The following is a 23,152-nucleotide window of genomic DNA, read 5'->3' as shown; positions in this document are numbered from 1 at the left end:
ACGGTCTTCGCTGTAGGACCGACCACCTCCCGTAGGAGTTAAAGGATGCCCCCCAAGGGACGTCAGGGCGCTGCCAAGAAGGTGCGCCGCAAGGAAAAGAAGAACGTCGCTCACGGTCACGCGCACATCAAGAGCACGTTCAACAACACCATCGTTTCGATCACCGACCCGTCCGGCAACGTGATCTCCTGGGCCTCCGCCGGCCACGTCGGCTTCAAGGGCTCCCGGAAGTCCACGCCGTTCGCCGCGCAGATGGCCGCGGAGTCGGCCGCCCGCCGCGCCCAGGAGCACGGCATGCGCAAGGTCGACGTGTTCGTCAAGGGCCCGGGCTCCGGTCGTGAGACCGCGATCCGCTCCCTGCAGGCCACGGGCCTCGAGGTCGGCTCCATCCAGGACGTCACCCCGACCCCGCACAACGGCTGCCGGCCGCCGAAGCGCCGCCGCGTCTGAGGCAGGGCCTGGCTGAGGATTCGGGCGGTACGCTCCCGTTTCGGGTCGTGCCGCCCGTACCCTTGCAATACCCGCACCCCTCCGGGTGCGGTGTGGTCGGGCGTCATATAGCGGGCGCCCCCGACTGAAGGATCTGATCCACACATGCTGATCGCTCAGCGTCCCTCGCTGACCGAAGAGGTCGTCGACGAGTTCCGCTCCCGGTTCGTGATCGAGCCGCTGGAGCCGGGCTTCGGCTACACCCTCGGCAACTCCCTCCGCCGTACGCTCCTGTCGTCGATCCCCGGCGCTGCTGTCACCAGCATCCGCATCGACGGCGTCCTGCACGAGTTCACCACCGTGCCGGGCGTCAAGGAGGACGTCACCGACCTGATCCTCAACATCAAGCAGCTGGTCGTCTCCTCGGAGCACGACGAGCCTGTCGTGATGTACCTGCGCAAGCAGGGCCCGGGTCTGGTCACCGCCGCCGACATCGCGCCCCCGGCCGGTGTCGAGGTGCACAACCCCGATCTGGTCCTCGCCACGCTCAACGGCAAGGGCAAGCTGGAGATGGAGCTGACCGTCGAGCGCGGTCGCGGCTACGTCTCCGCCGTGCAGAACAAGCAGGTGGGCCAGGAGATCGGCCGTATCCCGGTCGACTCGATCTACAGCCCCGTGCTCAAGGTCACGTACAAGGTCGAGGCCACCCGTGTCGAGCAGCGCACCGACTTCGACAAGCTGATCGTCGACGTCGAGACCAAGCAGGCGATGCGTCCGCGTGACGCCATGGCCTCCGCCGGTAAGACGCTGGTCGAGCTGTTCGGTCTGGCCCGCGAGCTCAACATCGACGCCGAGGGCATCGACATGGGCCCGTCCCCGACGGACGCTGCGCTTGCCGCCGACCTGGCGCTGCCGATCGAGGAGCTGGAGCTCACCGTTCGGTCGTACAACTGCCTCAAGCGTGAGGGCATCCACTCCGTGGGTGAGCTTGTCGCGCGCTCCGAGGCGGACCTCCTCGACATTCGTAACTTCGGTGCGAAGTCGATCGACGAGGTCAAGGCGAAGCTGGCCGGCATGGGCCTGGCGCTCAAGGACAGCCCGCCTGGATTCGACCCGACCGCGGCTGCGGACGCCTTCGGTGCGGACGACGACGCGGACGCCGGGTTCGTCGAGACCGAGCAGTACTAGGCGCTCCGCGAGGACGCCGGATTTCGGCTGCGGGCCCGCTGTGGCTGGTCGCGCCCACGCGGCGGAGCCGCATATGAGTAGAGCCCCGCGCCCCTGACGGGGCGCGGCCCCTCCGGGCCCCTGCGGGGCCCGGATCTCCGACGGGCAACCGCCCGCTCGGATACTGACCCCGGTACCTGACACGGCCGGGGCAGACACCTAGGAGAAACACGATGCCGAAGCCCACCAAGGGTGCCCGCATGGGCGGCAGTGCCGCGCACGAGAAGCACCTCCTCGCGAACCTCGCGAAGTCGCTGTTCGAGCACGGTCGTATCACCACCACCGAGGCGAAGGCCCGCCGCCTGCGCCCGTACGCCGAGCGTCTGATCACCAAGGCGAAGAAGGGCGACCTTCACAACCGTCGTCAGGTGCTCCAGGTCATCACGGACAAGAGCATCGTCCACACGCTCTTCACCGAGATCGGCCCGCGCTACGAGAACCGTCCGGGTGGTTACACCCGCATCACCAAGATCGGTAACCGCCGTGGCGACAACGCGCCCATGGCCGTCATCGAGCTGGTCGAGGCGCTGACGGTCCGGCAGAAGGCGGTCGGCGAGGCCGAGGCGGCGACCAAGCGTGCCGTCAAGGAGTCCGAGGCCAAGGCCGACGAGACCAAGGCCGACGAGACCACCGAGGCGCCGGCCGAGGAGGCCGCTGCCGAGGAGTCGAAGGACGCCTGAGGTTCCACCTCGCGCTGAGCGGGTCCGCCCTAGCCGGGCGGGCCCGCTTTCGCGTACCTGAGAGGATTCCCACGTGAGTGACGAAGTACAGCCCGGTTACGTCCGCATCCGCCTCGACCTGTCCTACGACGGCACCGAGTTCCACGGATGGGCCAAGCAGGCCGGCGGCAGGCGGACCGTGCAGGGGGAGATCGAGGACGCCCTGCGCACCGTCACCCGCTCCCAGGAGACGTACGAGCTGACCGTCGCCGGACGGACCGACGCCGGGGTGCACGCCCGGGGGCAGGTCGCCCATGTCGATCTGCCGCTTCAGGTGTGGGGCGAACACCGCGGGAAGCTGCTCAAGAGGCTCGCCGGACGGCTGCCCAAGGACGTCAGGGTGTGGGCCCTGCGCGAGGCCCCAACCGGCTTCAACGCCCGCTTCTCCGCGATCTGGCGGCGCTACGCCTACCGGGTCACCGACAACCCCGGCGGGGTCGATCCGCTGCTGCGCCACCACGTCCTGTGGCACGACTGGCCCTTGGACGTCGACGCCATGAACGAGGCGGCCCGCGGGCTGCTCGGGGAGCACGACTTCGCCGCGTACTGCAAGCGGCGGGAGGGCGCGACGACCATCCGTACGCTGCAGGAGCTGAGCCTGGAGCGGGGCGCGGACGGCATCGTCACCGCCACCGTCCGGGCCGACGCGTTCTGCCACAACATGGTGCGCTCGCTCATCGGCGCCCTGCTCTTCGTCGGCGACGGCCACCGCCCGCCCGACTGGCCCGCCAAGGTGCTGGCCGCCGGCGTACGGGACTCAGCGGTGCATGTCGTACGCCCGCACGGGCTCACGCTGGAGGAGGTCGGCTACCCGGCCGACGAGTTGCTGGCGGCGCGGAACAGGGAGGCGCGAAACAAGCGGACGATGCCGGGGGCCGGGTGCTGAACCGACTGCTGGCGGAGGATCGGACGGTGGTCAGTTCACGGCCGTGTGGCCTGGCGGGATGCGCCCAAGCTTCGAGCCGGTGGGGGCGCCGTGGCCACCTGCTTCGTCAGGATGCGGGACAGGAACCGCCGTCAAGGGCGCCCTACGGGCGTCGCCATGCGATGGGGCTTCGCCCCCACCCTTGACCGCGGCCCCTGTCCCGGAGGCGGCTGGCTATCGGGTGGCCCCGGCGCTCTGGAGTACGGCGCATTGTGCACGTTCGCGTGTACCGGGTGGTGCACTCACAACTGAACGTCGACACCCGCTGCCCGGCCCAGGACCTTGTGGCCGCCGCCATCGGGGATGTTGCCGAGCTTCTTGATGTCCACGTGAACCAGGGTCGTGTCCCCCGTCGTGGTGTAGCCGATCACGGTCCGTCGCTTCCGCTTCGGAGCCGTCCGGTACGTACCGCTGCGGGCCGTCGTGCGATCACCGCTGGTCCCGGCCCGACGAGCCTCAACAGGGCCTCCGGCGAAGGCGATTCGGGCCGCGACCTGGGGATTCCGTCAGCTTGATCGGCTACACCACTCGGCGGGACGCCATCTGAACCAGTTCGCCGGGGCGGTCGCGTTCGTAGCGGCGTATGACACATCCCGTTGCCCGGTCCAGATGGGACAGGACGGGCCAGGCCGTAGCGGGTCAGGACACGGTGCACGGTCGAAGGCACCAGGTGCAGCAGGTGCGCGATGCGGGCCGGTCCCCAGCGGCGCAGGATGCGGACCTTGATGATCCGCCGTTCGGTGCGAGTCGGGGTGCGACGCGGGCTCGTGTGCGGTCGGCAGGACAGATCACTCATCCCGGCCTCCCCGTGCGCGCGGTAGCGGTCGGCCCACCGCTGGGCCGTGGTCGGCGAAACCTGGAAGCGCTCGGCGGCCCGGCGCAGACTCCAGCCGTCCTCGACGACGCAGCGGGCCAAGCGAAGGCGTCCGGTCTCGGTCAGGGGTGCATTACGGTGGGGCACGAGGGCCTTTCTGTTGGTGTAGACGCCGCAATCCACGCCGAACCGGAAGGCCCTCACCTGTTCAAGATCCCTCAGCCGAGACCTGGCTCACCCCGTCCACAACCTCCCCGGACAGAACATCTAGGGCGAGGGTGGCGAGGTAGGGTCGTGTCCCCCGTCGTGGTGTAGCCGATCACGGTCCGTCGCTTCCGCTTCGGAACGCCGTCGGCCTTCGTGACCGGGTCCGCCGACCTGGTGCGCGGCCATGTGTCCTCGCCCGCGCTCCCCGGCCCGACCGGGGACGCCCTGATCCTGCCGGGGGCGCGGGTCGACCCGCTGGCGGTGCTGACGGGAGGCACGGCGGTGTGCGACGGCGCCGTGGTGGAGGCGGGGGCCGTCGTGGAGGGCAGCGTCGTCCTGCCCGGGGCGCGCATCGGCCGGGGGGCGCTGGTCCAGCGGTCCGTGGTGGGGCGCGACGCGGTCGTCGGCGAGTGCACCAGCGTCGTCGAGGCGGTGGTCGGGGACCACGCGCAGCTGGGATCGCACAACGAGGTCCCGGCGGGCGTGCGCGTCGACTGCGGCGTTCACCTGCCCGAGCGGGCGGTCCGCGTCTCGGTGCCCACACACCTCGGCTGACACCCGGCCCGGCATAGCGCCCGCCGAGCCCACACCCGCACGGCCACGCCGACCTGGGCGGCCGTGCGGGTGTCCGGCATCATCCGGGCCCTCCCGGCCGGGCACCGCAGGTCACGGGGGCCGGGGTGCCGGGGTGCCGTGGTGCGGAGCAGCCGGTCAGCTCGGCGTGGGCCGCCGCCGGCCGGGCCGGACCGGTTCCCTGACCGGCCCGACGGCCTCGCCCCCGGCGGCGGTGCGGCAGGTCACTGGTTGGCCGCCGCCGACGCCTGGGCCTCGCCGCGGCGGCGGATCTGGCGGAACGCGAACTCGGCCAGGTCGTCGCCGGCCTGGAAGACCTTGGCGTCCTTGGTCGTCACGTCCTTGCCGCCCGTGAACCCGGCGAGCGTGAAGTACGCGTAGCGGCCGTAGGTGTTGGTCGTGGAGCGGCAGACGGCCGTACGGCAGAACGCGGGCACGCCCTGGCCGCTCAGCGACGCGATGATGCTCTTGTTGTCGGCCTCCTGCCTGGCCTTCGTCGCCTTGGCCGCGGTGTCGAACAGGGCCACGCCGACCGTGACCGCGACGCCGTCCTTCGTGTAGGTGGCGCGGATCAGGCGGGTGCAGCCGTTCCTGGTGAGCACCGCGGGCAAGGTGCGGAGGGCGGCCGACGCGCAGTTCGTGGTGGAGGCGGTGGCGCCCTTCTTGTAGACGTTCGTGCCCACGGTCAGCTGGGTGCCGGGGAACAGCGTGTCCGCGCTGATCGGGGCCGTGTCCTTCTTCGCGCTGGATATGAAGTCCATCGGATTCAGCGGCGGAGGGGCCGAGGTCGGCGCGAAGGACGGGGCGGCGTCGGCGCTCCCACTCGGGATGTGCGCGGTACTCGGCAGGGCGCCGGCCGGCCTGTTCGAGGCCTCGCTGCCGCCGTTCGCGGACACCACCGCCACGGCGACGGCAGCGCCGATCCCGACCGTGGCCAGGGCGCCGCCGACGATCATCAGCAGCCGGCGGCGCTTGTTGCGGGCCTCCGAGGCCTCGGCGAGCGCGGCCCAGTCCGGCGAACCGCTCTGACTGCCCCACTGGGGTTGCTGGGAACTCGGTTTCCAGGGATCCCACTGGGGCTCCCCCTGCCCATAACTCATGCGGCGCATCTTAGACGGGCCACGGGCACGCTTGTTCCCCTTCGGTAACCCGCACAGCAACCGCACAGCCACCGGCCCCGAGGCGCAACAGCGGCGAAGCCCTCGTTTTGACCCTTCTCATGGGCGCCGTTATCCTGGCTGTTCGTTGTGTGTATTGGCTTGCTCATTCTCACGTGAGGGGCCCTTACACCGGTCCACCGGGCCGATGACCAGCGACCAGCACGCGGCTTGCGTCACCGCTGTGCGGTCAGGGCTGTCGTGATCGTCTTCGGTGACCTTGTCAGGAACCTCACTGAAGAAGCGAAGGCTACGAACCGTGCGTACGTACAGCCCCAAGCCCGGCGATGTGACGCGTCAGTGGCACGTCATTGACGCGCAGGACGTCGTCCTGGGCCGTCTCGCCACCACCGCTGCCACTCTCCTGCGTGGCAAGCACAAGCCCATCTACGCGCCCCACGTGGACGCTGGTGACTTCGTCATCATCATCAACGCGGACAAGGTCCACCTGTCCGGCAACAAGCGGACCCAGAAGATGGCGTACCGCCACTCCGGCTACCCGGGTGGTCTGCGCTCGATCCGCTACGACGACCTGCTGGCGAACAACCCCGAGAAGGCCATCGAGAAGGCCGTCAAGGGCATGCTCCCCAAGAACTCCCTGGGCCGTCAGATGCTCACGAAGCTGAAGGTCTACAAGGGTGACCAGCACCCGCACGCCGCCCAGCAGCCGGTGCCGTTCGAGATCACCCAGGTCGCGCAGTAAGTCCGGCCACCCCCTAAGACTGAAGAGAATCTGAGGAGAATCGTGGCCGAGACCACTGCCGAGCAGCCGCTCGAAGAGCTTGACATCGACAGCTACACCACCGAGACCGAGGTCCCGCTGGAGGGTGAGTACACCTCCGAGTCCCTCGCCTCCCGCTTCGGTGAGCCCCAGCCGGCCGCCGGCCTGGGCCGCCGCAAGAACGCCATCGCCCGCGTCCGGATCGTCCCGGGTACCGGCAAGTGGAAGATCAACGGGCGCACGCTCGAGGACTACTTCCCGAACAAGGTGCACCAGCAGGAGGTCAACGAGCCCTTCAAGGTGCTCGAGCTCGAGGGCCGTTACGACGTCATCGCCCGTATCGCGGGTGGCGGTGTCTCCGGTCAGGCCGGTGCCCTGCGCCTCGGTGTCGCCCGTGCCCTGAACGAGGCCGACGTCGACAACAACCGCGGCCCGCTGAAGAAGGCCGGCTTCCTCAAGCGCGACGACCGTGCGGTCGAGCGCAAGAAGGCCGGTCTGAAGAAGGCCCGCAAGGCTCCGCAGTACAGCAAGCGCTAATCGCGTCCGCTGGTCACAGCGGGCGACCCCCTGCCTGCTGTGCGCATGCACGCGTCGCCCCGGCAGCACGTTCCGTGCCGCCGGGGCGGTTCGTTTACGGGGGACGGTGCTTATCCCCGGCTTTTTGGGGCTTATGGAGCAATCCCGACAGTCCCGGCGGGGGCTTCGGGGAAGCCATCACAGGACAGGGCCGCGGTACGTGGGCCAGTGGGGCGTAGCGGCCGCGGGACGTACGTCGGCGGGACATGCGTCGGCGAGACATGCGTCCTGTGGCACATACGTCCACAGGATGTACGTTCGCGGGACTACGGCATCCGGGTGACGTCGGCGGACGACGTCGGCGGGACGTACGTATTCCGCCCCTGTTCGGACACTCGGCAAGAGCCGCACATTCGCAGCAAGTTCGGAGGACACCACAGTGGGACGACTCTTCGGCACGGACGGCGTGCGCGGTGTCGCCAACGCGGATCTCACGGCCGAGATGGCGCTCGGCCTGTCCGCCGCGGCGGCGCACGTACTGGCCGAGGCGGGCACGTTCGAGGGCCACAAGCCGAAGGCGGTGGTCGGACGGGACCCGCGCGCGTCCGGGGAGTTCCTGGAGGCCGCCGTGGTCGCCGGTCTCGCCAGCGCCGGCGTGGACGTGCTGCGGGTCGGCGTGCTGCCCACCCCGGCCGTGGCGTATCTGACGGGCGCGCTCGGCGCGGACCTCGGCGTGATGCTCTCCGCCAGCCACAACGCCATGCCCGACAACGGCATCAAGTTCTTCGCCCGCGGCGGCCACAAGCTCGCCGACGAGCTCGAGGACAGGATCGAGGCCGTGTACGAGGAGCACCGCACCGGCGCCCCCTGGGACCGGCCCACCGGGGCCGGGGTCGGCCGGGCGACGCCGTACGACGACGGCTTCGACCAGTACGTCGCCCATCTCCTGGGCGTCCTGCCGAACCGTCTCGACGGGCTCAAGATCGTCCTCGACGAGGCGCACGGCGCCGCCTCCCGGGTCTCGCCCGAGGCGTTCACGCGCGCGGGCGCCGAGATCGTCACCATCGGCGCGGAGCCGAACGGCCTCAACATCAACGACGGCTGCGGCTCCACCCACCTGGACAAGCTGAAGGCCGCCGTCGTCGAGCACGGCGCCGACCTCGGCATCGCGCACGACGGTGACGCCGACCGCTGCCTCGCCGTGGACCACACCGGCGAGGAGGTGGACGGCGACCAGATCCTCGCCGTGCTCGCGCTGGCGATGCGGGAACGTTCCGCGCTGCGCTCCGACACCGTCGTCGCCACGGTCATGTCCAACCTGGGCTTCAAGCTGGCCATGGAGCGCGAGGGCATCCAGCTCGTGCAGACAGCGGTCGGCGACCGGTACGTGCTGGAGGAGATGAAGGAGAAGGACTACGCGCTCGGCGGCGAGCAGTCCGGCCACGTCATCATCCTCGACCACGCCACTACGGGCGACGGCACACTGACCGGCCTGCTGCTGGCCGCGCGGGTCGCCCAGACCGGCCGTACGCTGCGGGAGCTTGCCTCCGTGATGGAGCGGCTGCCGCAGGTGCTGGTCAACGTGCCGGACGTCGACAGGTCCCGGGTCGGCTCGTCCCCGGACCTGGCCGCCGCCGTGACCGAGGCGGAGCGGGAGCTGGGCGCGACCGGGCGGGTGCTGCTGCGGCCGTCGGGCACGGAGCCCCTCGTACGGGTCATGGTCGAGGCCGCGGACATCGACCAGGCGCGGTCGGTGGCGGGACGGCTGGCGGATGCGGTGAAGTCGGCGCTGGGGTAGTTGTCGTTTCCGGGCAGGGGCTGCCGGGTTCCGCCGTCAGCGGGCTGCGGGTTGTTCGTGGCTTGTCGCGCAGTTCCCCGCGCCCCTTTCGGGCGCGCCCCTTACCCGGCGCTGCGACGTTCCCTCTGCCTGCCCCACAACCACTTCTGGGCCAGCAGCGTGAGCGTCCCCGCCACCACGATGCCCAGCAGGTTGAGCAGGAGCTGTTTCGTGGAACCCCAGGTCTGCCCGGTGTCGCCGTAGCTCAGCGCGACGGCCGCGTTGGCGGCGGCCGGGACCGTCGTCACGGAGATGGCGACCCCGACGAGGGCGCCGGATTTGGCGGAGGTCAGGGAGAGCGTGCCGGCGGCTCCGGCGAGGACCGCCACGACGAAGGAGAACCAGTCGGGGGCGTAGACGAAGCCGGTGTTGGGCCGGGCGCTCTCCAGCTGCTCCTCGCTGAACAGGCCGACCGCGTCCATGAACAGGCTGAACCCCACCGTCACGGCCATCGCCACCGCGAACCCCACCAGCAGCGCGGTCAGCGAGCGCAGCGCGAGCCGGGGCGCCCGCTGCACCAACGCCGTACCGATCCCCGCCAGTGGGCCGAACTCCGGACCCACCGCCATCGCGCCCACGATCAGGATCGCGTTGTCGAGCACCACACCACACGCCGCGATCACGGTGGCCAGCGTGATGAACGCGAGGTAGGTGATCGACAGCGTCGACTCCTCGTGCGTGGCCTCCGTCAGGTGCTCCCACAGCACCGCGTCCGCGCCCTCGCCCGGGGCCTCCGCCTCGGCCTTGCCGGCCCGCTTGGACAGCGACAGGTCGATGGTCTCGACGGCGATCGAACCGGTGCTTTCCAGGCCCAGCTCCTGGAGCGCGCTGAGGAGTTCGTCCGCGGCCTCGCGCGCGACGTCGCACATCACGACGTCCCCGGCGGGGTTGCGGGCGGCACCCGGTATGACGACGAGGTGCGTGGTGCCGACCGTCCCCTCGATCAGACGTACCACCTCCGCCGTCCGCTCGGTGGGGGTGATCAGACGCAGATGCAGCATCCCCGCAGGGTAGCCGTCAGAGTTTCCGCAGGCTCAGCCGCTGCACCTTGTGGTCCGGGCCCTTGCGCAGCACCAGGGTGGCGCGGCCGCGGGTGGGAGCGATGTTCTCCACCACGTTGGGCTTGTTGACGGTGCGCCACATGGTGCGGGCGTAGTCGAGGGCCTCCTCCTCGGAGACCTGGGTGTACTTGCGGAAGTACGACGAGGGGTCCTGGAAGGCGGTCTCGCGCAGCTTGCGGAACCGGTTGAGGTACCACTGCTCGATGTCCTCGGTGCGCGCGTCGACGTACACGCTGAAGTCGAAGTAGTCCGCGAGACCGACCCGGGTGCGGCCGTCCTTGCCGGGCAGGGCGGGCTGGAGGACGTTGAGCCCCTCGACGATCAGGATGTGCGGGCGGCGCACGGTGAGCTTCCGGCCGGGGACGATGTCGTAGATCAGGTGGGAGTAGACGGGCGCGGTCACCTCGTCCTTGCCGGCCTTGATGTCGGCGACGAAACGGGTGAGCGCGCGGCGGTCGTACGACTCGGGGAACCCCTTGCGCGCCATCAGGCCCCGCGCCTGCAGTTCCCGCGTGGGCAGCAGGAACCCGTCCGTCGTCACCCGCTCGACCCGCGGGTGCTCCGGCCAGCGGGACAGCAGGGCCTGGAGAAGACGGGCCACGGTGGACTTCCCGACGGCGACGGAGCCGGCGACGCCTATCACGAACGGCGTCCCGGACTGGGATCCCTGCTCGCCGAGGAAGGTGTTGAGGGCGCCCCTGAGGCCGTCCGTGGCCTTCACGTACAGGTTGAGCAGCCGGGACAGCGGCAGATAGATGTCCCGCACCTCGTCGAGGTCGATGACGTCACCCAGACCGCGCAGCTTCTCGACCTCCTCGGCGGTCAGCGGCAGCGGCGTCTTGTCGCGCAGCGCACTCCACTCGGCACGGGTGAGGTCGACGTAGGGAGTCGCCTCCGGCCTGGGCCGGTGGGCGCTCCGGGGCATCGAGGAGACCGGAGAGATCACAGTCCATTGTTAACGGAGTTCGAACGGGGTGGGGGGTGGGCTGCGTCACGTGCCGCGCGGCCCACCGTCCGGGCCCGACCTGCCACAGGGGCGGGCGGATCTGGACTGCGCCCGCCCCTGTGCCTCGTGGTCAGTCCGTTCGCTCGTCGTTCTCGTCCGGCACGGCCACCCTTCCAGACAGGCGGTGCAGTGACCCACTCGGCGAAAATGGCCGATTGTCGACCCCGGCTGCGACCTGTGCACTTTGAGGCTGTCCGGCGTTCGTACCCCGGTGGGAATTTCCGATTTCGGGCACGCGAGGGCGGGTATCGGCGGGCGTCGGACCGTAGGCTGCGGATCATGTGCGGAATCGTGGGTTACGTGGGATCGCAGTCGGCGCTCGACGTCGTGATGGCCGGGCTGAAGCGCCTGGAGTACCGGGGCTACGACTCGGCGGGCGTCGCCGTGCTCGCGGACGGCGGGCTTGCCGCCGCGAAGAGGGCCGGGAAGCTGGTCAACCTGGAGAAGGAGCTGGTCGACCGGCCGCTGCCTACCGGCACCACCGGCATCGGGCACACCCGGTGGGCCACCCACGGCGCGCCGAACGACCCCAACGCGCACCCGCACCTCGACAACGCGGGCCGCGTCGCCGTCGTCCACAACGGGATCATCGAGAACTTCGCGCTGCTGCGCGCCGAGTTGGAGGAACGGGGCCACACCCTCGAATCCGAGACGGACACCGAGGTCGTCGTGCATCTGCTCGCCGAGGAGTTCTCCGCGACCGCGGACCTCGCGGAGTCGATGCGGCTGGTGTGCCGGCGCCTCGAGGGCGCGTTCACCCTGGTCGCCGTGCACGCCGACGAGCCCGACGTGGTCGTGGGCGCGCGGCGCAACTCGCCGCTGGTCGTCGGCGTCGGCGAGGGCGAGGCCTTCCTCGCCTCGGACGTCGCCGCGTTCATCGCCCACACCCGGTCCGCGATCGAGCTGGGCCAGGACCAGGTGGTGGAACTGCGCCGCGACGGCGTCACGGTCACCGGCTTCGACGGCCGGCCCGCCGACGTGCACTCCTACCACGTCGACTGGGACGCCTCGGCCGCCGAGAAGGGCGGCTACGACTACTTCATGCTCAAGGAGATCGCCGAGCAGCCCAAGGCGGTCGCCGACACGCTCCTCGGCCGTATCGACGCGGCTGGTTCGCTGTGCCTGGACGAGCTGCGGATCTCGCCCGCCGAACTGCGCGAGGTCGACAAGGTGGTGATCGTCGCCTGCGGGACCGCCTTCCACGCCGGGCTGATCGCCAAGTACGCCATCGAGCACTGGACGCGGATCCCCTGCGAGGTCGAACTGGCCAGCGAGTTCCGCTACCGGGACCCCATCCTCGACCCGCGCACCCTGGTCATCGCCATCTCCCAGTCCGGCGAGACCATGGACACCCTGATGGCCCTGCGACACGCCCGTGAGCAGGGCTCCAAGGTGCTGGCGATCTGCAACACCAACGGCTCGACGATCCCCAGGGAGTCGGACGCGGTCCTGTACACGCATGCGGGGCCGGAAGTCGCGGTGGCCTCCACGAAGGCGTTCCTGACGCAGCTCGTCGCCTGCTACCTGGTGGCCCTGTATCTCGGCCAGGTGCGCGGCACCAAGTGGGGCGACGAGATCCACGTCGTCATCCGCGATCTGTCGAGGATCTCCGACGAGGTCGAGCGGGTCCTGGAGACCATGGAGCCGGTGCGCCGGCTGGCGCGCTCCCTCGCCGACAAGAACACGGTGCTGTTCCTGGGACGGCACGTCGGCTACCCGGTCGCCCTGGAAGGCGCCCTCAAGCTCAAGGAACTGGCGTACATGCACGCCGAGGGCTTCGCCGCGGGCGAGCTGAAGCACGGGCCGATCGCGCTGATCGAGCAGGACCTGCCGGTGGTCGTGGTGGTGCCCTCGCCGCGCGGACGCTCGGTCCTGCACGACAAGATCGTCTCCAACATCCAGGAGATCCGGGCGCGGGGCGCGCGCACGATCGTGATCGCGGAGGAGGGCGACGAGGCGGTCGTCCCGTACGCCGACCACCTGATCAGCATCCCGGCGACCCCGACCCTGCTCCAGCCGCTGGTCGCGACGGTGCCGTTGCAGGTCTTCGCCTGCGAGCTGGCCACGGCTCGGGGCAACGAGGTGGATCAGCCGCGGAACCTGGCGAAGTCCGTCACGGTGGAGTAGGGGGCGTCCGGCACCTGGGCCCGGACGGTGCGGGCCCGGGCGGCACGGGGTCAGCCGCGGGCGGGCTTGGCGCGGCGGTACGCCCGGTGGGTATAGCGGATCAGGACCGCGGCCGGCAGGACCGCCCGGGCCAGGATGCTCCACGCCGGGTGGGTCTCGTCGGACAGGCGGACGACGGCGAACAGGAGCCCCAGCCCGAACACCACGTCCAGCGCCACCATGAGGACCAGGCCGACGGGCCATCTCCGCGGCGCCGCCTTCCCGCTGTCGCCGCCCTGGGCCGTCGGCACGGTGCTCTCCCGCTTGCGCGGCTGCGGGATCTGCTCCGGTTCACGGGTCGGCAGCGGGACGACCGCGGCGGCGGGGACGGCCGCGTCCAGCGCCGCGATCCGCTCGGCCGTGACGCCCTCGAACAAGGTCGGCTCGACGGCCACGCGGAAGCCGTCGAGGCCGGTCAGGACGCGGCCCCCGTCGGGGCGGGTGGTCATCGCGGCGCACGCGTCGTACCGCACGGTGACCGGGCCGCCCGGCAGCAGCAGGCTCACACCCTCGGCGCCGATGACCAGCGTGACGCCGTCGTCCTCCAGCGACGGGTGCCGGGTACCGGTGAGCGCGGACGACGAGTACTGCGGGGCGGGCTCGAAGCCCGCCCAGTCGGCGCCCCGGGTGGGCACCTGGAGCAGCCCGCCGTCCCACGCCTCACGGGCGACCTCGCGCAGGTCCGCGACCGTGACCGCCCGCAACTCGGCCATGTGCTGCTCGGGGGAGAGGATCCGGTGGCCGAGCAGCAGACTGATCGCGTACGACGGCAGCAGAGCGGCGCCGAGGTCGGGGGTGTCGTACCGCTTGAGCGTCTTGCCGCGCGCGGAGTCCAGTTCGGCCTGCTCGATACGGCCGGCGCGCAGGCGGGCGAGCGTGTCGACGAACCCGCCGACCACCGCGGCCTGCTTCTTGGGCAACGCGTCGGCGTACGCGGTGAGGGTGGCGAAGTCCGCGTCGCGCGGGCTGTAGTCGGCCTCCGCCGTGTACGAGTACCCGCCCTCGTGGCGCAGATCCTGGAAGAGGGCGCGGCCCAGGACGTCCGCGAAGACGGCGGCCGCGGTGGAGCGGCGCAGTACGGCGTTGAAGACGACGTGGCCGTCGTCGCCGCGGATGTAGGCGGGCGTGACGGGCAGCGCGCTGGAAGCGGCCGGTGCCGGGATGCGGCTGCCGGTGGGCAGGGTGAGGTCGAGGCCGTCCGGTATCCGGTCGCTGGTGATCCAGAGCACGGCGTTGTCCCGGGTGAAGCGGGTCTTTGCCCAGTCCCGTACCTGGTCGGCCGTCAGTCCCCAGGTGCCCAGTTCGTCGTAGCTGGACAGACCGTAGCCCTGCGCGCCGTAACGCCACAGGGGCATCTGGGAGTTGACGCCGTTCGCCCGGCTCGCGGCCTCCGTGCGGAGGATCTCCTTCTCCGTTTCCAGACGCTCCAGCGGCAGGTCGCGCAGGGCCGCGCAGACGTCGTTGAGGTAGGCGACGACCTCGTCCTCGCCGCCGGTGACGTGGAAGAGGGTGTACGTGTTCGCCGTGGCGCCGTTGTAGTGCCCGTCGGACATGCCCAGGCGGTGCAGCGCGAGGTGTTCGACGAGGTGGGTGACGCCGGACGTGGCCAGGGTCTCGTCGGCGCGACCCACGCGGAAGAAGAGGCCGGCGGTGATGTCGCCGGGACGCGGGGCGTGCAGGACGGGGATGCCCTGGACGGTGGTGTGGGCGACCAGGCCGTCGAGAGCGGTGAGGTCGGTGAGCTCGGCGAGGTCCGCGGCCTCAGGTCTCATGGTCGCGTCGTGCGTGGTCATCTTCCGTCTCCCCCTCAGAGCGTCGCCAGCGCGGCCGTGCGGTACTTCGTGAACCGGCTCTTCCAGTCGGCCAGGTACTGCCACGAGGACTTGGAGGCCGCGTTGCCCAGGGCGGCGAAGTGCGGGGCGGCGTCCTCCAGGTGGCCGCCGAGCGAGAAGGCCAGGGCGAAGGCGCTGTGCCCGGTGATCCAGTGCCAGCCGGGCCGGTAGTCCGGGTGCAGCACGGACACCTGGGCGGCGTGGCGCAGGTCGTCGCGGACCGGCAGGCCGCGCATGTAGGCCGTCGCCTCGCTCCCGTCCAGCTCCAGCCAGTGTTCGATATGGGCCTCGGCCACCAGGATCCCGGCGTGCGAGCCGTCCGGCGCCGCGCTCGCGCACCCCTGGGCGAAGCCGTGCGCGTCCTCCCAGGAACCGCCCCACTTCGGGCAGAGCTGTTGCAGCAACTGCGACTGGGCGCGGAAGTGGTGGGGGTGGTGGGCCGAGAGCCGGTCGTAGCGGCGCCGGGCCTCGGACTGCCCCAGCTCCAGACCGCGGGCGGTCAGCAGCCGGGCGGTCCAGGCGGGGGCGTACGCGGGCTGCTCCGCGCACACCTCGATGAGCATCTGCTCGGCCTTGCGCAACCAGGCGTGGAACCGGTCGAACTGGTCCCGCGAGACGTGCTTGGCCCGGGCACCGCTGCGGATGCCCCAGCCGATGCGGATGTACCGCTCGGCGAGCAGTGTGGCCGGCAGCGGGTTGCCGGGCAGGGCCGCCGCGGCCTTCTCCAGGTACTCCTCGGTCCCGTCGATGTCGGCGAGGGCACCGAGGGCGAAGGAGACCTTGTCGACGGAGTCGAGCCCGGCGAAGAAGGCCTGGGTGGCCGCCCAGTCACCGGCCCGCGCGGCGGAGCGCAGCGGGGCGAGTTCGGGCAGTGCGTCGAACGGGTCGGTCACCGGCTCGAAGGCCGTACTGGTACTGCTCATGCGTCCGCCCCCCTGGCGTTTTCGGATGCGCTTCGACTGCGCGGCGCGCCGGCTGTTCCCCCAGGGCGCGCGATCGAGCCTGCGCAGGCTAGCAGGGAGCTGTGACGTGAGGGGACTGGGTTTTGAGGGCCTCGAGGAAGGTGGTGAAGGTGTCGGTGGGGAAGGAGAGGGGGGCTCGGCCAGGGGTCTTGGAGTCGCGCACGGCTATGTGGGTTCGGCGAAGCGCGACCTCCACGCAGGCGTCGCCCTGACCACCGCCGGAGTAGGACGACTTCTGCCAGGTATCGGGGGTCATCATGGACTCAGAGCTCCTTCGCCATCCGGTGGATGAAGTCACGCGAGCGCTCGGGTTCGAGTGACGCCGCTTCTACCCTACGGAAGAGCGTTCTGTAGCGGCTGAGTTGGGCTTCGGCGTCGATGAACACAGGGCCGTTCGGCCCGTCGCGCACGACGGTGTCCAGCTTCGGAACTGAGCCGCCCGCGTACACCATGGCGCTTCCCGCTCCCGCGAAGCCATCCAGGTCGAAAGGGATGACGCGTACGGTGACGTGGTCGCCTTCAGAAAGTTCCAGGATGCGGGCGAGCTGAGCCCGTGCTGCGGCTCGGTCGCCAACCCTGATGCGTAGCGCTGCCTCGTGGATCACCGTTTCGTAGGGGATCGGATCGGGGCGTTGGATGATGACCCTGCGCTTCATCCGGTGTTCCACCCAGCGCTCCACATCGCTCTTCGGGATCTCCGGGTTCACGTACGAGAAAAGGGCTCGGGCGTAATCCTCGGTCTGCAAGAGACCCGGCACGTGCAGGAAGTCCACGTCCCACCGGTAGCTGGCGTGGTGCTCCAACTCGGCCAGGTCCAGGAACGGTGTGGGGAGCAGATTCCGGTACTCCTCCCACCAGCCGCGTGTCCGGTCGGTCGCCATGGCCAGCAGGGCATCGATCAACTCGTTGTCCGTACAGGTGTAGATGCCCGTAAGACGCCGTAGCCGCTCCTCGCTCACGCCGGTGAGCCCGGATTCGATATGGCTCATCTGGACGTGACTCACTCCGAGCAGCGCTGCGGCCTCACGGGCGGCCAGTCCGGCCGCGTCGCGGAGTCTGCGCAGTTCAGCCGCCAGGCGCATCTGACGTGCCGTGGGTTGGCGCCTCAGGACCATTGGCTGCTCCTAGGTTCAACGCGCCTGACGACGCGACTCGTTCGGGGCCTGGTTACGCGATCGGCTTGCTAGGGATGACATGTTAGCCCTACCGTCGGTGACACAACGCACACGCTGCGGAAGCGCACCGCTCCGTCCTGCCGTGACGGCTGCGGCAATGCCACCGCATGCCCCGCAAACGCCCCCCGTCCGAACGGAGCTGACGCATGCCCGAAAACCTGGCCGAACCCTGGGAGTACTGCCTCTATATCCCCAACGACCTGCGCGCCGTCACCGTCAGCCGCCGTACCCTCCGACTCATCCTCACCATGCACGGCCTGATCCGCCTGGTCGACACCGCCGAACTCCTCGCGACCGAGCTGGTCTCCAACGCCGTACGCCACACGAAGGGGCCCGCAGCCCTGAGGGTGCGCTGGTCTGCGGGCGTGTTGCGGATCGGGGCGTGGGACGCCGACCCCGAGCCGCCGGAGCCGCCCGTACCGCTCGAGCAGGTGGTCGACGTGGAGGAAGGGAGGGGGCTGGCGCTCGTCCGGGCGTGCGCCGATCTGTGGGGCTGGCAGCCGCTGGCGAGGGGCGGCAACCGAGGCAAGGTCGTGTGGTGCGAGCTCGCCGCCGCGTAGAGCGTCACCGCCCAGTGGACCACCAGCTGAACTCCGACACATCCGGGAAATGTGTCGCACCTGCGGATCAACTGCCTGCCCGCAGGCGCTTTCTCAGCCGATGGTGACGACACGCGCCCAGGGCGGCGGAGCATCCGGGGCGTAGTCGGGGTTCTCCTCGTCCACGGCGCGGGCGGGATGTCGGAAGAGGCCGACGACGGTGCGGCAGGGCGGCTGCGCGGAGGGCCACGGCGTCTGGCCGTCCGTCAGGGCGACGATCACGTCGGGGCGTGGCGGCGACGGCAGCACCGCCCCGGCAGGCAGGGGCAGACCGTCACCGTAGATGTCGTCGTTGATCTCGAAGTCGGCGGCGATGTTCCGCCGCAGCCTCCCCCCAGTCCTCGGCCGGGGGACCCCCGTCTCGCTTCGCTCGCCCGGCCCGTGCTGCTCGTGCTCCCGCGCATACCGCTCGCCACGCCCGTGGTGGTCGCGGAGCAGATGGAGACCTCGTGCACCCAGACGCCCGCCAGCTCCTCCACCGGGGTGCGCGCCACGAAGCCGGGGGAGACGTGGCAGCGCCGGTGCGCGTCCACCGCCATCGTCGGCACCGACCGGTCCTCCACCACGTGCAGCGCGAAGAGCGCGTCGGCCAGGTAGGGACGGACCTTCACCGCATGTAGCCGGGCGGCCGGCAACTTCTCCCTGCCGAGTGGGAGTCGGGGCGGGCTGGTCGGCTCGCCGGAGCCGGTCGCCGGCCCCGGTACGGTGGCCCGCACCGGGCGCGGCGGCGCGGGCCGGGGCATCGGGCGCGGCAGCGGGCGCCCCTCCGGGTGCTTCGCGGCCCCCCTCATCGGCGCGCCCCCGTCGCCCGCCCGCCGTCGGCCGGTGCCGTGGCCCGCTCCACCGACCGGTCCGCCCGTCGGGCGAGACCGACCACCCCGGCCAGCCGCTCCACCGCCTCCGGCACCTCCCAGTCGTCGCGCCGCGGCGCGGCCGGCGCCGTCGCCGGGGCGACCAGCAGGTCCGGGGCGCCGGTCTCCAGCGCCCGGACCGCTTTCAGGCCTCCGGTGTGGTCAGCCACGCGCTGACGCGGGCCAGCGCGGAGGGGCCTGAGTCCGAGGCGACGTCCTGGACCAGATCGGCGATCGAGACCGCGCGCAGGGCTTCCCGCCAGGCCGTGTCCGCCGCGGTCATCGCGCGGGCGATCGGGCAGGGCGCGGTGCACGACTCGGCCGGAGTGGCGAGCGGGCCGCGCTGGCGGATCTCCGTGCAGGTGAACGCCTGGGCGGGGCCGTCGACCGCCTCGACCACATCGAGCACCGTGATCGAGGCGGGTTCCCGGGTGAGTGCATAGCCGCCCGCCTTGCCCTGGACCGAGCGCACGAGCCCGGCCCGGGAGAGCGCCTGCAGCTGTTTGGCCAGATAGCTCGCCGAGACGTCGTGCAGTTCCGCCAGCCTGGTCGCGGGCACGGGCTCCTCGACCGACGTGAGCACGACGCAGCAGTGCAGGGCCCACTCGACTCCGCCGGACATCTTCACCAGCCCACTCTAATCAGACCGCTTGACTCGGACAATTTGTGTCCGTGTATAGTCTCGGACAGATCGTGTCCGAGTTTGGCGCATGGCACACCCGCGCAAGGGTTCATATGCCATATTGCGGACATATTCCCGACGAAAGGCGTGTCATGAAGTTCGCAGTCATCGGGGGCACCGGGCTGATCGGGTCACAGGTCGTCAACGACTTGAACGCCGCCGGGCACGAGGCGGTACCGCACTCGCAGTCCACCGGAGTCGACGTCATCAGCGGCCAGGGACTGGACGCGGCGGTGGCGGGAGCCGACGTCGTCGTCAACCTGACGAACTCCCCGACCTTCGACGAAGCCTCCCCGGCCTTCTTCCAGACCTCGATGGACAACCTTCTGGCCGCGGCCCGCAAGGGCGGCGTCGGCCACTTCGTCATCCTCTCGATCGTCGGTGTGGACCAGGTGCCGGAGCTGGACTACTACCGGGCCAAGACGCTCCAGGAGAACATCCTCGCGGCCGGGTCGATCCCCTACTCGATCGTCCGGGCGACGCAGTTCATGGAGTTCATGGACGCCGTCATGTCCTGGACCGCGGAGGGCGACACCGTCCGGCTGCCCGCCACGCCGATCCAGCCGATCGCCTCGAAGGACGTGGCCGCAGCGGTGGCGGAGGTGGCCGCGGGCGCCCCGCTGAACGGCATTCGCAACATCGTCGGCCCCGAGATCTTCAGCCTGGACGAGCTGGGCCGGATCACCCTGTCCCACAAGGGCGACAACCGCACCGTCGTCACCGACCCCACCGCCGGCATGTTCGCCGTCGTCAAGGGCGACGTCCTCACCGACAGGGACGCCCACCCCGCCCCCACCCGCTACACCGACTGGCTCTCCTGACCCCCGCGCGGCAATCGGGGCGCCATTTGACGGCCATTCAGTGAGAGTCCGTAAGAGTGAAAATGCAAAAGAAAGGCAGGTCCGGGCACCCCATTCCGGGTGAGTGCCCGAACCTGCCCCGAGCGAGGCTCAGTGCCGGAAGACGTCCTTGGTCTTCTCCTTGGCCTCGCGGGCGTCACCGCGCGCCTGCTCCATGCGGCCCTCGGCCTCCATGCGCTCGTTGCCGACGGTGCGGCCGACGGTCTCCTTGACCTTGCCCTTGGCCTGCTCTGTCTTGGCCTGCGCCTTCTGGTTCTCAGCCATGGGTGTCACATCCCTACGTCGTCACGGCGTTCGGTGACGTTCGGATTGCCCCCGTCGTAACGCCCAAACGTCACAGTAATGCGCTGTGCCGTGCACGAGGATTCGCGGCGAACCAATCAGAATTCCACTGAAAGCTCCGAAGAAAACCCGAGTTCTTCGATGCGTGCCGAGCCGTCGACGGGGAACCCGTTCGACCGGAGGTTGATGAAACATGGTTCCCTTGCTTCTGGTTCTTCTTCTGGCCCTGATCCTTTTCGGTGCGGGCTTCGCCTTGAAGGCGCTGTGGTGGATTGCGGTCATCGTGCTGGTGGTGTGGCTGCTGGGCTTCGTCGTCCGCCCGGCGAGTGGCGGTCGACGGGGTCGCTGGTACCGCTGGTAGCGGCGCGCGTCGACATGCGTCACGTAGGGCCCCGGCCGTGTCCGGGGCCCTACGCGTGTCCGCCGACGGACCCTGTCGTCCGCTCGGTCGCCACATACGAGTGGAGAGGGTGAAAAGGTGCGTACCTCCCTGCTGTCAGGGCATCCGTGGCCCGTCGGGCGCCGGTTCGCCAACCGGAACCAGCGGCCTCCAACCCGGCGCCCGGCCATCGGGCCGCCGCGCGGCGAAGGGGCGGCCAGGGCCGCATAGGGTGCCCCGCATGAGCATCATCGGAGTCGGCATCGACGTGGCCGAGATCGATCGCTTCCGGGCCGCGTTGGAGCGTACCCCCGGGCTGGCCCAACGGCTGTTCCTCGAGCGCGAGTTGCTGCTGCCGGGCGGTGAGCGGCGCGGGATCGCCTCGCTGGCCGCGCGGTTCGCGGCGAAGGAGGCGGTGGCCAAGGCGCTGGGCGCGCCCGGCGGGCTGCACTGGACCGACGCCGAGGTGTACGTCGAGGACAGCGGTCAGCCCCGGCTGCGCGTGACGGGCACGGTCGCGGCCCGCGCCGCCGAACTCGGCGTGCAGTTCTGGCATGTGTCGCTCAGCCATGACGCGGGTGTCGCCTCGGCGGTGGTCGTCGCCGAGGGATAGCGCGCCATCCCGGCGCTCGGAGCGGGGCCGGGCAAGTCCCGCGCCCTTCGTCATGGTGTGAGCGCGGTGGGGGAGACTCGGCGGTATGCGTACTGCGTACAGCGTGGAGACGGTGAGGACGGCCGAGCGTGCGCTCATGGCCCGGCTTCCGGAGGGGGCGCTCATGCAGCGCGCCGCCGCCGGACTGGCCGCGGCCTGCGCCCAGTTGCTGGGGCGGGTGTACGGCAGCCGGGTGGTGCTGCTGGTCGGCAGCGGGGACAACGGCGGCGACGCCCTGTACGCCGGGGCACGGCTCGCCCGGCGCGGGGCCGGGGTGACGGCGGTACTGCTGTCGCCCGAGAGGACCCACCAGGGCGGGCTCGCGGCCCTTCGCAGGGCGGGCGGCACGGTCGCGGACCCCTCCGACGCCGCCGAGGAGGTGATCCGGGCCGCCGACCTCGTCGTCGACGGGATCGTGGGCATCGGCGGCAAGGGCGGGCTCCGGCCCGACGCGGCACGGCTCGCCGCGCTCGCCGGCGCCTCGCCCGCGGTCGTCGTCGCCGTCGACCTGCCGAGCGGTGTCGAGGCCGACAGCGGAGAGGTGCGGGGGGACGCCGTACGGGCGGACCTCACCGTGACCTTCGGTACGCACAAGCCGGCGCTGCTCATCGATCCGGCGCGGGAGTACGCCGGTTCCGTACGGCTCGTCGACATCGGGCTCGAACTGCACGAGGAGGCCGACCTGGAGGCGTTGCAGCACACGGACGTGGCCGCGCTGCTCCCGGTGCCGCGCGCCGAGAGCGACAAGTACCGGCGGGGCGTCGTCGGCATCGCCGCCGGGTCCGCGCGCTATCCCGGAGCGGCCGTGCTCGCCGTCTCGGGGGCGCTGCGTGGCGGGGCGGGGGCCGTGCGGTACGTGGGACCCGCCGGGAGCGCGGTGATCGCCCGCTTCCCGGAGACGCTGATCTCCGACCGGGGGCCGGCCAAGGCCGGACGGGTGCAGGCCTGGGTGGTCGGTCCCGGCGCGGGCGACGACGCGGCGACCGTGGCCGAGGTGCTGGAGGCGGACGTACCCGTCCTCGTCGACGCGGACGGGCTCAGGCTGGCCGACCGGGACACCGTACGCGCCCGTACGGCACCGACGCTGATGACCCCGCACGCGGGCGAGGCCGCCGCGCTGCTCGGCGTGGCACGCGAGGAGGTCGAGGGCGCGCGGCTCGCGGCGGTACGGGAGCTGGCGTCCCGCTACCGTGCGACCGTCCTCCTCAAGGGCTCGACCACGCTGGTGGCGGGCCCCGACGGAGGCCCGGTACGCGTGAACGCCACCGGCACGCCGTGGCTGGCGACCGCCGGCAGCGGAGACGTGCTGTCCGGCCTGTCGGGGTCCCTCCTCGCGGCCGGCCTCTCGGCCCGGGACGCGGCGAGCGTGGCGGCGTACCTGCACGGCCTGGCGGGCCGCTACGCGGCGGACGGCGCTCCGGCGGGGGCGCACGATGTGGCCAACGCGATCCCAGAGGCCTGGCGGGACGTGCGGGGATGAGCGGGTCGGCCTGGATGAGGCACGGGCGGGGCCCGGATGG

At 70.9% G+C, this 23,152-nt stretch carries 24 protein-coding genes and 3 pseudogenes; 14 read left to right on the top strand and 13 right to left on the bottom strand.

Annotated features, from left to right (window positions below):
* Positions 1–45 precede the first annotated feature (45 nt).
* The 4 genes from rpsK (at position 46) to truA (ending at position 3,261) form a co-directional block, all read left to right on the top strand.
* Complete coding sequence (rpsK, locus tag AB0N14_RS03745) at positions 46–450, top strand: 30S ribosomal protein S11 (RefSeq protein WP_003956432.1); 405 nt, start codon at positions 46–48, stop codon at positions 448–450.
* Between the two features lie 144 nt (positions 451–594).
* Positions 595–1,617, top strand: coding sequence for a DNA-directed RNA polymerase subunit alpha (locus tag AB0N14_RS03740; RefSeq protein ID WP_003966937.1), 1,023 nt, complete (start codon positions 595–597; stop codon positions 1,615–1,617).
* A gap of 212 nt (positions 1,618–1,829) precedes the next feature.
* Entirely contained in the window at positions 1,830–2,336 is a 507-nt protein-coding gene (rplQ, locus tag AB0N14_RS03735) for a 50S ribosomal protein L17 (protein ID WP_366024087.1), read from the top strand.
* A 73-nt stretch (positions 2,337–2,409) separates the two neighbouring features.
* Positions 2,410–3,261, top strand: coding sequence for a tRNA pseudouridine(38-40) synthase TruA (gene truA, locus AB0N14_RS03730; protein ID WP_366024086.1), 852 nt, complete (start codon positions 2,410–2,412; stop codon positions 3,259–3,261).
* 281 nt (positions 3,262–3,542) lie between these two features.
* Here truA and AB0N14_RS03725 read toward each other — a convergent pair whose 3' ends face one another.
* Together AB0N14_RS03725 and AB0N14_RS03720 are read right to left on the bottom strand one after the other, a co-directional pair.
* Positions 3,543–3,671, bottom strand: a complete 129-nt coding sequence (locus tag AB0N14_RS03725; RefSeq protein ID WP_366024267.1) for a hypothetical protein — start codon at positions 3,669–3,671, stop codon at positions 3,543–3,545.
* 169 nt (positions 3,672–3,840) lie between these two features.
* Positions 3,841–4,261 (bottom strand): annotated as a pseudogene (locus tag AB0N14_RS03720) (leucine zipper domain-containing protein); the annotation flags it as partial.
* A gap of 213 nt (positions 4,262–4,474) precedes the next feature.
* On the opposite strand from AB0N14_RS03720, the gene AB0N14_RS03715 reads away from it, so the two are divergent.
* Positions 4,475–4,876, top strand: a complete 402-nt coding sequence (locus AB0N14_RS03715) for a hypothetical protein (protein WP_366024085.1) — start codon at positions 4,475–4,477, stop codon at positions 4,874–4,876.
* A 242-nt stretch (positions 4,877–5,118) separates the two neighbouring features.
* On the opposite strand, the gene AB0N14_RS03710 is transcribed toward AB0N14_RS03715, so the two are convergent.
* The gene (locus tag AB0N14_RS03710; protein WP_366024084.1) at positions 5,119–6,003 is read right to left on the bottom strand and encodes a hypothetical protein; all 885 of its coding nucleotides are present in this window, start codon (positions 6,001–6,003) and stop codon (positions 5,119–5,121) included.
* Between the two features lie 307 nt (positions 6,004–6,310).
* Here AB0N14_RS03710 and rplM point away from each other — a divergent pair, with 307 nt between their 5' ends.
* From rplM to glmM, 3 genes are all read left to right on the top strand, one after another.
* Positions 6,311–6,754: a 50S ribosomal protein L13 gene (gene rplM, locus AB0N14_RS03705; protein WP_366024083.1), complete on the top strand. Its 444-nt coding sequence runs from the start codon at positions 6,311–6,313 to the stop codon at positions 6,752–6,754.
* Between the two features lie 42 nt (positions 6,755–6,796).
* Complete coding sequence (rpsI, locus tag AB0N14_RS03700) at positions 6,797–7,309, top strand: 30S ribosomal protein S9 (protein ID WP_366024082.1); 513 nt, start codon at positions 6,797–6,799, stop codon at positions 7,307–7,309.
* A gap of 418 nt (positions 7,310–7,727) precedes the next feature.
* A complete protein-coding gene (glmM, locus tag AB0N14_RS03695) occupies positions 7,728–9,086 on the top strand; it encodes a phosphoglucosamine mutase (protein WP_366024081.1) in 1,359 nt (452 codons plus the stop codon).
* A gap of 101 nt (positions 9,087–9,187) precedes the next feature.
* On the opposite strand, the gene AB0N14_RS03690 is transcribed toward glmM, so the two are convergent.
* Positions 9,188–10,126 carry a DUF389 domain-containing protein gene (locus AB0N14_RS03690; protein ID WP_366024080.1) on the bottom strand — a complete coding sequence of 313 codons (939 nt, stop codon included), beginning with the start codon at positions 10,124–10,126 and terminating at the stop codon, positions 9,188–9,190.
* A 16-nt stretch (positions 10,127–10,142) separates the two neighbouring features.
* Complete coding sequence (gene coaA, locus AB0N14_RS03685; protein WP_366024079.1) at positions 10,143–11,132, bottom strand: type I pantothenate kinase; 990 nt, start codon at positions 11,130–11,132, stop codon at positions 10,143–10,145.
* Between the two features lie 339 nt (positions 11,133–11,471).
* On the opposite strand from coaA, the gene glmS reads away from it, so the two are divergent.
* Positions 11,472–13,319, top strand: coding sequence for a glutamine--fructose-6-phosphate transaminase (isomerizing) (gene glmS, locus AB0N14_RS03680; protein WP_366024078.1), 1,848 nt, complete (start codon positions 11,472–11,474; stop codon positions 13,317–13,319).
* A 50-nt stretch (positions 13,320–13,369) separates the two neighbouring features.
* Here the strand turns inward: glmS and AB0N14_RS03675 are convergent, their stop codons facing one another.
* The 4 genes from AB0N14_RS03675 to AB0N14_RS03660 form a co-directional block, all read right to left on the bottom strand.
* Positions 13,370–15,151, bottom strand: a complete 1,782-nt coding sequence (locus AB0N14_RS03675) for an insulinase family protein (protein WP_366024077.1) — start codon at positions 15,149–15,151, stop codon at positions 13,370–13,372.
* Between the two features lie 14 nt (positions 15,152–15,165).
* The gene (locus AB0N14_RS03670) at positions 15,166–16,113 is read right to left on the bottom strand and encodes a hypothetical protein (protein ID WP_366024076.1); all 948 of its coding nucleotides are present in this window, start codon (positions 16,111–16,113) and stop codon (positions 15,166–15,168) included.
* Positions 16,114–16,201: 88 nt separating this feature from the next.
* The gene (locus AB0N14_RS03665; protein WP_366024075.1) at positions 16,202–16,411 is read right to left on the bottom strand and encodes a DUF397 domain-containing protein; all 210 of its coding nucleotides are present in this window, start codon (positions 16,409–16,411) and stop codon (positions 16,202–16,204) included.
* A gap of 4 nt (positions 16,412–16,415) precedes the next feature.
* A complete protein-coding gene (locus AB0N14_RS03660; protein WP_366024074.1) occupies positions 16,416–17,267 on the bottom strand; it encodes a DUF5753 domain-containing protein in 852 nt (283 codons plus the stop codon).
* A gap of 206 nt (positions 17,268–17,473) precedes the next feature.
* Here AB0N14_RS03660 and AB0N14_RS03655 point away from each other — a divergent pair, with 206 nt between their 5' ends.
* Positions 17,474–17,887, top strand: coding sequence for an ATP-binding protein (locus AB0N14_RS03655; protein ID WP_366024073.1), 414 nt, complete (start codon positions 17,474–17,476; stop codon positions 17,885–17,887).
* Positions 17,888–17,980: 93 nt separating this feature from the next.
* Here AB0N14_RS03655 and AB0N14_RS03650 read toward each other — a convergent pair.
* The 3 genes and pseudogenes from AB0N14_RS03650 to AB0N14_RS03640 all read right to left on the bottom strand — a co-directional run bounded on the left by AB0N14_RS03650 (position 17,981) and on the right by AB0N14_RS03640 (position 19,399).
* Positions 17,981–18,717, bottom strand: a pseudogene (locus tag AB0N14_RS03650) (hypothetical protein).
* Positions 18,714–18,917, bottom strand: a pseudogene (locus tag AB0N14_RS03645) (AAA family ATPase); the annotation flags it as partial. The pseudogenes AB0N14_RS03650 and AB0N14_RS03645, both read right to left, overlap by 4 nt.
* A gap of 5 nt (positions 18,918–18,922) precedes the next feature.
* Complete coding sequence (locus tag AB0N14_RS03640) at positions 18,923–19,399, bottom strand: Rrf2 family transcriptional regulator (RefSeq protein ID WP_366024252.1); 477 nt, start codon at positions 19,397–19,399, stop codon at positions 18,923–18,925.
* 152 nt (positions 19,400–19,551) lie between these two features.
* Between AB0N14_RS03640 and AB0N14_RS03635 the strand changes: the two genes are divergently transcribed.
* Positions 19,552–20,280, top strand: a complete 729-nt coding sequence (locus AB0N14_RS03635) for an NAD(P)H-binding protein (RefSeq protein ID WP_366024072.1) — start codon at positions 19,552–19,554, stop codon at positions 20,278–20,280.
* Between the two features lie 129 nt (positions 20,281–20,409).
* On the opposite strand, the gene AB0N14_RS03630 is transcribed toward AB0N14_RS03635, so the two are convergent.
* The gene (locus tag AB0N14_RS03630) at positions 20,410–20,583 is read right to left on the bottom strand and encodes a CsbD family protein (RefSeq protein ID WP_103837522.1); all 174 of its coding nucleotides are present in this window, start codon (positions 20,581–20,583) and stop codon (positions 20,410–20,412) included.
* 211 nt (positions 20,584–20,794) lie between these two features.
* Between AB0N14_RS03630 and AB0N14_RS03625 the strand changes: the two genes are divergently transcribed.
* The 3 genes from AB0N14_RS03625 (at position 20,795) to AB0N14_RS03615 (ending at position 23,112) form a co-directional block, all read left to right on the top strand.
* The gene (locus AB0N14_RS03625; RefSeq protein ID WP_366024071.1) at positions 20,795–20,962 is read left to right on the top strand and encodes a hydrophobic protein; all 168 of its coding nucleotides are present in this window, start codon (positions 20,795–20,797) and stop codon (positions 20,960–20,962) included.
* Positions 20,963–21,221: 259 nt separating this feature from the next.
* The gene (locus AB0N14_RS03620; RefSeq protein ID WP_366024070.1) at positions 21,222–21,593 is read left to right on the top strand and encodes a holo-ACP synthase; all 372 of its coding nucleotides are present in this window, start codon (positions 21,222–21,224) and stop codon (positions 21,591–21,593) included.
* Positions 21,594–21,678: 85 nt separating this feature from the next.
* Complete coding sequence (locus AB0N14_RS03615; RefSeq protein ID WP_366024069.1) at positions 21,679–23,112, top strand: NAD(P)H-hydrate dehydratase; 1,434 nt, start codon at positions 21,679–21,681, stop codon at positions 23,110–23,112.
* Positions 23,113–23,152 lie beyond the last annotated feature (40 nt).

It is taken from the genome of Streptomyces sp. NPDC051104 (assembly GCF_040682835.1).
GTDB classification, from domain to species: Bacteria; Actinomycetota; Actinomycetes; order Streptomycetales; family Streptomycetaceae; genus Streptomyces; species Streptomyces cynarae.
Note: the sequence above shows the minus strand (reverse complement) of the source record. Positions and strands in the feature narration are given on the sequence as shown.